This is a genomic window from Bradyrhizobium jicamae, from assembly GCF_018130695.1.
GTDB classification, from domain to species: Bacteria; Pseudomonadota; Alphaproteobacteria; order Rhizobiales; family Xanthobacteraceae; genus Bradyrhizobium; species Bradyrhizobium jicamae_B.
In genome coordinates this window covers 270,788-278,662 of the sequence record NZ_JAFCJX010000010.1, presented here as the reverse complement: position 1 = coordinate 278,662, position 7,875 = coordinate 270,788, and the positions used below count along the sequence as shown (strand labels likewise).

7 protein-coding genes are annotated in these 7,875 nt (G+C 66.1%); 1 reads left to right on the top strand and 6 read right to left on the bottom strand.

Features of this window, described 5'->3' with window-relative positions:
* Nucleotides 1–500 precede the first annotated feature (500 nt).
* On the top strand, nt 501–1,625 hold the full coding sequence (locus JQ604_RS17190) for a ring-opening amidohydrolase (protein WP_212358632.1): 1,125 nt from the start codon (nt 501–503) through the stop codon (nt 1,623–1,625).
* 34 nt (nt 1,626–1,659) lie between these two features.
* Here JQ604_RS17190 and JQ604_RS17185 read toward each other — a convergent pair whose 3' ends face one another.
* The 6 genes from JQ604_RS17185 to JQ604_RS17160 form a co-directional block, all read right to left on the bottom strand.
* Nucleotides 1,660–2,964, bottom strand: a complete 1,305-nt coding sequence (locus JQ604_RS17185) for an O-antigen ligase family protein (RefSeq protein ID WP_212358630.1) — start codon at nt 2,962–2,964, stop codon at nt 1,660–1,662.
* An 18-nt stretch (nt 2,965–2,982) separates the two neighbouring features.
* Nucleotides 2,983–4,404 carry a glycosyltransferase family 4 protein gene (locus JQ604_RS17180; protein ID WP_212358628.1) on the bottom strand — a complete coding sequence of 474 codons (1,422 nt, stop codon included), beginning with the start codon at nt 4,402–4,404 and terminating at the stop codon, nt 2,983–2,985.
* Complete coding sequence (locus tag JQ604_RS17175; protein WP_212358626.1) at nt 4,401–5,138, bottom strand: ABC transporter ATP-binding protein; 738 nt, start codon at nt 5,136–5,138, stop codon at nt 4,401–4,403. The genes JQ604_RS17180 and JQ604_RS17175 overlap by 4 nt, the downstream gene beginning before the upstream one ends.
* A 3-nt stretch (nt 5,139–5,141) precedes the next feature.
* Nucleotides 5,142–7,085: a glycosyltransferase gene (locus JQ604_RS17170; RefSeq protein ID WP_212358624.1), complete on the bottom strand. Its 1,944-nt coding sequence runs from the start codon at nt 7,083–7,085 to the stop codon at nt 5,142–5,144.
* A 14-nt stretch (nt 7,086–7,099) separates the two neighbouring features.
* A complete protein-coding gene (locus JQ604_RS17165; protein ID WP_212358622.1) occupies nt 7,100–7,246 on the bottom strand; it encodes a hypothetical protein in 147 nt (48 codons plus the stop codon).
* Between the two features lie 148 nt (nt 7,247–7,394).
* Nucleotides 7,395–7,844 (bottom strand): hypothetical protein, encoded by a 450-nt coding sequence (locus tag JQ604_RS17160; RefSeq protein WP_212358620.1) that lies wholly within the window; start codon nt 7,842–7,844, stop codon nt 7,395–7,397.
* Nucleotides 7,845–7,875: the final 31 nt, after the last annotated feature.

Sequence of the window (7,875 nt, the reverse complement as noted above, 5' to 3'; positions counted from 1 at the left end):
AGAAAGTGGCGCACACGGGCATACAAATGCAGCGGAGGCACGCCGGCCTTCCCTGCGCGATGGCTTTACGGCTTATACGTGCTCGCCCTGGTGAGACTCTGCTTTTGTGCCACCATCGTCCGCGATCGGCTTTGGACCTCTCGCGTGCTTGCCACCAACATCGGGGCGGCAGGCCCACACGACTTCGCCGTACGCCTTGCGCGCGCATGTCACTCGCACGCCCGGCGTCCACCGCATCCCAGCCCGCGTTCGTGACATTGCGCAACGCCCCTCAGAGGGTGAGATGGATGTATATATAGCATAATCCGAATTTCATACAAGGCGAAATATTTTTGCGCCGGGGCCTTGCGCCGTCGGGCAAATCAGCGGTCTAATAGACGGGGCGTCCGTCGGCGCGGTGCCGCCAATTTTGGCACGTTGCGGCCCGAATTTGCTTTTGCAGGCGTCCGTCCGGTTGTTTGATGCGGCCGGGCATTTCCCACATCAGCAAATGAGGCAGAATGACTGCGCGAACCATTTCCGTCGACGTCGTGCGGATCCCGACCAAAGGACCCGGCGATGTGTCTGGCCTGCTTGGGCTGATCGAGGCCGGCCGGATCGATCCCCGCGCGATCCTGGCGATCCTCGGCAAGACCGAGGGCAATGGCGGGGTCAACGATTTCACCCGGGAGTTCGCCACGGCGGCGCTGTCGTCGGCCCTGGCGCCGCTGCTGGGGGCTACGCCGCATCAGATCGAGCAGCGTATCGCCTTCGTGATGTCCGGCGGCACCGAAGGGGTGCTCAGCCCGCACATCACCGTGTTCACGCGCGAGATATCGAACCATCCCGGCGGGCAGGGCACGATGGCCGGGAAGCGGTTGAGCATCGGGATCGCCCAGACCCGCGATTTCCTCCCGGAGGAGATCGGGCGCAGCGTGCAGGTCGCCGAGACTGCGAACGCCGTTCGCGCCGCCATGGCGGATGCGGGTATTGATGACGTTGGGGATGTGCACTTCGTGCAGATCAAATGCCCCCTGCTGACCAGCGATCGCGTTGCCGAGGCACGCGGCCGCGGTCAGACCACCACGACGTCCAGCGCTTACGGATCGATGGGCCATTCGCGCGGCGCCTCCGCGCTCGGCGTGGCCGTCGCGCTTGGGGAAATCAAGGCCGATATCAGCGACGCGGACATCCTGAAGAACTACGATCTCTACTCGGCGGTGGCATCGACATCCGCCGGAATCGAGCTGATGCATAACGTCGTCATCGTGATGGGCAATTCGGCTGATGCCACGAGCCCGTTCGTGATCGGCCATTCCGTCATGCTGGACGCGATCGACTATGCCGCCGTCGTCACCGCGCTCCGGAGCGTCGGCCTGGAGGTCGCGGCCGCGCGCAATCCGATTTCAGCCGACCGGCTGGTGAATGTCTTTGCCAAGGCCGAAGCCTCTCCCGACGGCACCGTGCGCGGACAGCGGCACACCATGCTCGAGGATACCGACATCAGCTCGACCCGCCATGCGCGTGCCGCGGTGGGCGGGTTGATCAGCGGGCTTGCCGGCACCAGTGCGGTGTATGTGTCGGGTGGCGCAGAACACCAGGGCCCGCCGGGCGGCGGGCCGATCGCTGTCATTGCGCGGGTCTGACGATGCGTTGACCGTGCAAGTCGGGCTCGTCGTGCTATCGCGCCAGATGGTCCGTCGCCAGGCCATCGCCGCCACGGATTCGCTGCCGCAGCGCCATGCCGCCGGCAACGCCGACGCCGAGCACGTAGATCCAGCCCTCGTGAAAATCGAACAGATGCGAGTTCAGGAGCGAGCTGACCACGTTCTGTGCGACCACGACGAGGCCGATCCAGCAGGCGAGGCTGTCGCCGCGAAACAGGCAAGTATGGGCGACCCACATCGCATAGAGCACGAGCACGCCGAGCAGGCCCCACTGGATGGCGACATTAAGGGTCTGGTTGTGCGGATTGTTGACGATCTCGGCGCGCAACCCGGATTGGCCCTCGGCGTCGCGGGTGAATTGCTGCCTGATCGAGCCGGTGCCGTGGCCGAACAGCGGCGCATCGGCGACGAATTTCAGCGACTTCTGCCAGTAGGTCAGCCGCTGCGCGGTCGAGGCGATGCCGGACGTGTCCTGCGCCTGGTACTCGACGCCGATGTCGGCGATGCGTTGGCGCAGGTAGGGTGAGGTGCTCCAGACCACGATGCCGGCCAGGACGACGCCGGCGAACAGGAGAATGCCGGCGCGGCGCGTCAGATAACGCCAGGCGAACAGCGCCAGCAGCACAGGCATGGTCACCAGCACGGTCCGTGCCGACACGACGAACAGCATGTTGGCGACGAACAGCAGGATCAGCGTCGCGCAGGCGATCGCGACCAGCCATCGCTGCTTGCGCCAGGCGGTCCGCATCGGCCACGCCAACGCGAAGGCACACAGTGCGAACTCCTGGCTCTGGTCGATGTAGTTCTTGACCGGGACGCCGTCGGAGGCGGTGTGTGCGATCTTGAACTCCGGCACGATCAGCACGATCCAGGAGAGCACCATCAACAGCGTGCATGAGATCAGGAAGCCCACGAACACCCAATGGCCGCGCTGCGAGCGCTGGAAGTCATAGAGCAGGAACAGGATCAGCAGCAGTTTTGCGACTGGCTTGATGCCGTGCAGCCGGTCGGCCCATGTGGCGTCCGACCACGACAGCCCGAGCACCGCGAGCAACACGAAGCAGAGCGGCAAGGCGCGGCTGGGATCGGCGAGGTCGAGGACGAACAGCTCCCAGTCAATGGTCGGGATCACCATCAATAGCCACAGCAGGATGAAGATCGCAGGCAGCGACGTCGACCATGGCAGCGAGGCCGCCGTCAGCACCGCCAGAAAGTCGGTGCAGAGCCGGTAGGGCCTGGCGCTACAGGCGGCGCGAAAGCGGATCGGCCAGGTCGTCGTCTTCAGATGCGCGGCGGTGACGCTGGCCTCGATGGTCATGGCGGTGCGTTCTCGGCGTCAGGTGCCATGCGCGGCGAGGCCGTCGAACATCGGCGCGGATGCCGGCGGCAGCTGGGTCGGAACGAAACTGCCGGCCGTCGCGGGATGGGCGAGCAGGTCGCGCGCCTGGGTCTCGTGGCCATAACGCACGGCGAGCTCGGCGCGGCGGGCGCGGATCTTCTCGCGCCATTGCGTCTGGTCGGCCAGCACCCGCGTCACCGAGGCTGCGATGGACTCGGTCGAGAACGGGTCGAAGTAATCGGCGAGATCGCCCGCGACCTCGCGGAACACGGCGATGTCGGAGCACAGCACCGGCGTGTTGGCGGCGAACGCCTCGATGATCGGAACCCCGAACCCTTCCGCCAGCGACGGCATGATCAGGCCGTGGGCCTCGGCGATCAGCGCGGCCTTCTCATGCTCCTCGACATAGCCGGAGAAGCGGACGTTCTTCGGCAGATTGGGCGCCTTGCCGAGCGCGCCGGCATGACCGATCACGACGAGATCGGCCTGCGGGACCTTGCGGAAGGCGCGCATCACGGCGGCGAGATTCTTGCGCGGTTCGTTGGAGACGATCACGACGAAGCTCGGCCGCTGGGCGACCGCGGCGACGGGGCGCGGCTCCTCGACCACGTCGAACCGCGTGCGGGGATAGACCACGCGGGCCGGGACTTGGGCGAATTGCGGGAGCAGGGCGCGGAAACGGTCGCGGCTGTAGTTCGAGACGAAGGCGAGCTCGTCGGCCTGCTGCAGGCTGGTGAACAGGCGCGACAGGAATAGTCGGGTGGCGATATCGTCGAGCTTGAGATCGGTGATCGGCAGCAAATCGTGGATCACGCAGATCACCTTGGTGCCGGGGCGGCGCTGGATCGCCACCCGCGTCGGCGTGTCGATCAGGACCACGTCGTAATCCCGGGCGTCGACCCGCGGCGGCGGCAGCCGCGTCAGCGCCGAGGTGTCCTGATAGCTGTAGAAGGCAGGCTCGAGCATGAACTCCTGGAACAGCTCGAGGTGACGCAGGTCGGTTGGAATGTATTCGAGCCCCGCCGTCGTGTTGGCGATCAGCTTCAGCCGCATCGGCATCAGCCTGATCGAGCGCAGGAAGGAGACGAGGAACTCCCAGGAGGTCGCCATGGCGAGCTTGTGCTTGAACCAGTCGACGGTCTTGCGCAGACCGCCGCGCATCAGTGGCGCGCTCATGTCGGTCTGGTCGAGGAAGCGATAGAGCGCGAGCAATTCGATCTGGCGCGAATCCGCAGGCAGCAGCGGTGTCTGCTTTTGCCGCCGGCGCAGCTTGCGGTAGCGGCGCGAGGTCTCGACGACGAGCGTCAGCGCATGGCCTTCCGCGGCCAGCGAGCGGATCAGCTCGCGGGTGAAATGAAAGATGCCGCGCTTGTGGTTGGGCTCACCGAGCGCCTCGCTGACGACCAGGATCTTCTTCATGCGCGCTTCTCTTGCAGTTCCATTGAATGTCCGGCGGCATCAAGCGTGGTCGTGCTGGCGATGCGGCCGCGGTCGAGGTTGATGATGGTGTTGCAGGTGCGGCGCAGCAGCGGCTGGTCGTGCGAGGCGATGATCACGATCGCCGCGGTCTCGACCAGCTTGAGCAGGCGCTGCTCGGCCTTGGCGGAAAAATTCTCGTCGACCACGCTGAGCCATTCGTCGAGCAGCAGGATGTCGGCGGGGAAGGCGGTCGCGGTGGCGAACAGCACGCGCATCAGCATGCCCGAGGAGAACATGCGAAGCGGCATCCGCTGCATGCGTCCCTCGAGCTCGGTGAAGGCCCAGATCTCGTCGATGATCTTTTGCGTGGGCTTGCGGCCGCTGATCCGCAACAGGAGACTGATATTGTCGGCCGCGACGAAATCGAGATTGGCGCCGGCATTCAAGCCCAGCAGCGGCACGATATTGCCTGAGATCGCGACCTTGCCGCTGCTTGCCGGAAATACGCCGGCGATCAGGCGCAGCAGCGTCGACTTGCCGGAGCCGTTCGGACCGGCCAGGCCGATGCGGGCGCCTGATACGGCCTCGAGGCTGACATTGTCGATCGCGCGGATCACGCGCATCTCGCCGGGCTCGCGGATCAGGTGCCCGATCAGACGCCGCTTCAGCGAGAAGTCGTAGGCACCGTAGAGCGGGTAGTCGAGACAGGCGTTCTGGAGGCTGATCGAGACCATGCGTCAGATCCAGAATGCGGCTTTGCGCAAGTGGCGCAGCGTCACGACGCTCGCCACCGCCAGTGCGGCCATGCAGGCCAGCACGTAGCCGAGGCTCGCCATCGGGATGTGGCCGGTCGCCAGCGGATCGCGCCAGATCGCGAACAGATGGGTCAGCGGATTGAAGCGCATCACCGTCGAGCCGCGATCGATCATCTCAGGCGTCCAGATGATCGGCGACGACAGGAACGCAAGCGTCAGCGTCGACTCGATGATCGGCTTGATGTCGCGGAATCGCGTCGCCAGCGCGCCGAGCACCAGGCTCAGCGCCAGCGTGCACAGCATGAACAGCGCGAAACCGGGAAGTGCCTCGATCACGGTGCGCGGGTCGGCCGGCGCCAGCACCAGCCAGAGCACCAGCGGGACGCAGGCATTGTGGAGCGCGAACAGCGCCTGGCGGAAGCTGCATTGCAGCAGGAACACCACCGGCGGCAGTGCGCGGTCCTTGATCAGGCTCGCCGAGTTTTGCAGCGCCGTGGTGGCGTCGAGCACGACTCCGTTGAGGAAGGTCCAGGCGGTGAGGCTGAGCGCGAGCATCGGCAGCCGCGATCCTGCACTGGTGTTGGAGAAATGGCCGATCACCGAGCCGAGCACGGCCACCATGATCGCCATCTGCAATGACATCCAGAAGGGTCCAAGGAGGGAGCGGACGTAACGGTGGCGCATGTCGGACCAGGCAAGCGCCGCCGCTATCTGGATCGCGCTGACCAGGCCGGTTTCCAGGGGACGCGAAGCGGGGGCTGGAACGCTTGCGACCCTGGCGGCGGTGGCCTGTTCGGCGACGACCTTTCGATACACCGTCTCAACTCCCTCCTTGAAGGCTGTGGTGGAATATGTCGTGACGGCGCGCTGGCGCGCGGCCTGTCCCATCCGCGCGCGGCGCGCGGGATCGTTGATCAGGGATTCGATGGCATCGCCAAGGCGCTGCGCGTCGCCGGGCGGCACCGTGATCGCCTCGATGCCGTCGCGCGCCACATGCGGCACGCCGGTGTCGAGCGCGGTGTTGACGATCGGGCGGCCCGCCGCCATCGCCTCGAGCTGGACCAGGCCGAAGGTTTCCGCATTGGTCACCGACGGCATCACGAACACGTCGGCGATGCGCATCAGCTTGACGCGCTCGACCTCGGGTACCGAGCCGAGCAGGCGGACACGGTCCTGGACGCCGAGCTCGGCGATCAGCGCTTCCAGCCGTTCGTGCTCGCGGCCTTCGCCGACGATCCAGACCTCGAAATTGCGCCTGACCGCGGCGCGGACCAGCACGTCGAATCCCTTGTAGGGAACCAGCCGCCCACAGGCGAGCACGAGGCGGCCGCGCTCGTTGACGCGCTCGAGCTTGAGTGCCGGCCAGTCATATTTCGCGACGTCGATGCCGAACGGCACCGCGTGGCACTTGTCGGCGAACTCGCGGAGCAGCGGCGTCTGCTCGACCAGCACGGGATCGGAGACGATGATGGCGGCGGCGCGCTTCAGCGTCCGTCGCATCAAGGGTTCGATGAAGCGGCGCAGGCCGGCATGCGTGACGATGTCGGCGTGCCAGTGCACGACCAGCGGCCGGTTGCGGCCGAGGCCGAACGCGAACACGAGATCGGCGAGCGGGAAGGGCGCGTGCAGCGCCAGCAGATCGTGCTCGGCGATCCGCCGCCACAGCCGCCACGGATAGGTCGGCGCGGCCGGCAGCGACAGCACGTCGCCGAACGAATGGACGCGCTCCACCTTGACGTCGTCGACCACGATCTGCTTCTGACCGCCGGCGTTCGAGCAGACCAGGATCGCGGCGTTGAACTGGTCCTTCAGCCCGGCGCAGATGTCGCGGATCACCGACAGCGTGCCGCCGAACAGATCGGGATAGTAGACCTTGAAGATGTGCAGCACCGACGGACGGGCCGCGGCCTCGTTTGCGGAGATCATGCGCAGCATCTCCGTCAGCCCACGAGCAGCGCTGCGACGAACGGCATCGCGAGCGTGCAGAAGAAGACGACGCTGCGGGCCAGCGCCGGCAGCATCGGCTCGATGCCGGAGCGGCCGGCTTGCGGGGCGAGGGAGGCGGGAGCGCGGACTGTGCGAGGCATTGCCGATTCCCTGGAGAGGCTGATCACTGGATTGGGCTCATTCTGTGTGGGAAAAAATCACACGTCAATTGGGTGGACTAAATTGTGGGAATGTGTCCCACATATGGCGGTGGCGGTTTTTCCCGGGAGTTGTTTGGCGAAGCGGAGGTCAGGCCGGCTGCGCCGCGTCTTGCGCGAACGGACGTTTCAGGAATTGTCTGATCGCGCCGACGTCGAAATGGATGCGCTCGGGCAGTGCTGCGGGTGACAGCGGCGTGTCGTGCTCGACGACCATCCGCTTGCCGCCGTCGCTCGTCAGCGCGATCGAGATCGCGCGGGCGCAGGCGTTGGACTTCAGCGCCTCATGGGCGCGGCAGGCATATTCGCCGGCGCGCAGCGCGCCGAAGCCGAAATCCAGCAGACGGCCGTAGATATAGAGCGCGGTGAGATCGGTGTCGTCGAACACGCGCGGCGAGCCGGGATCGACGCCGGGCAGGCAAGGGTAGGCCCCGGCGCGCACGGTCGCGGTGAAGGCGTCGTGCGGCACCTGCGCGGTGCGGCAGGCGTCCGCGATCGCGAGATCGAATCGGTCGGAGGTGGTGGTGATGTGGTTGTCCATGGTCGCGCGTGTCCCCACGGCGCGCCGATCG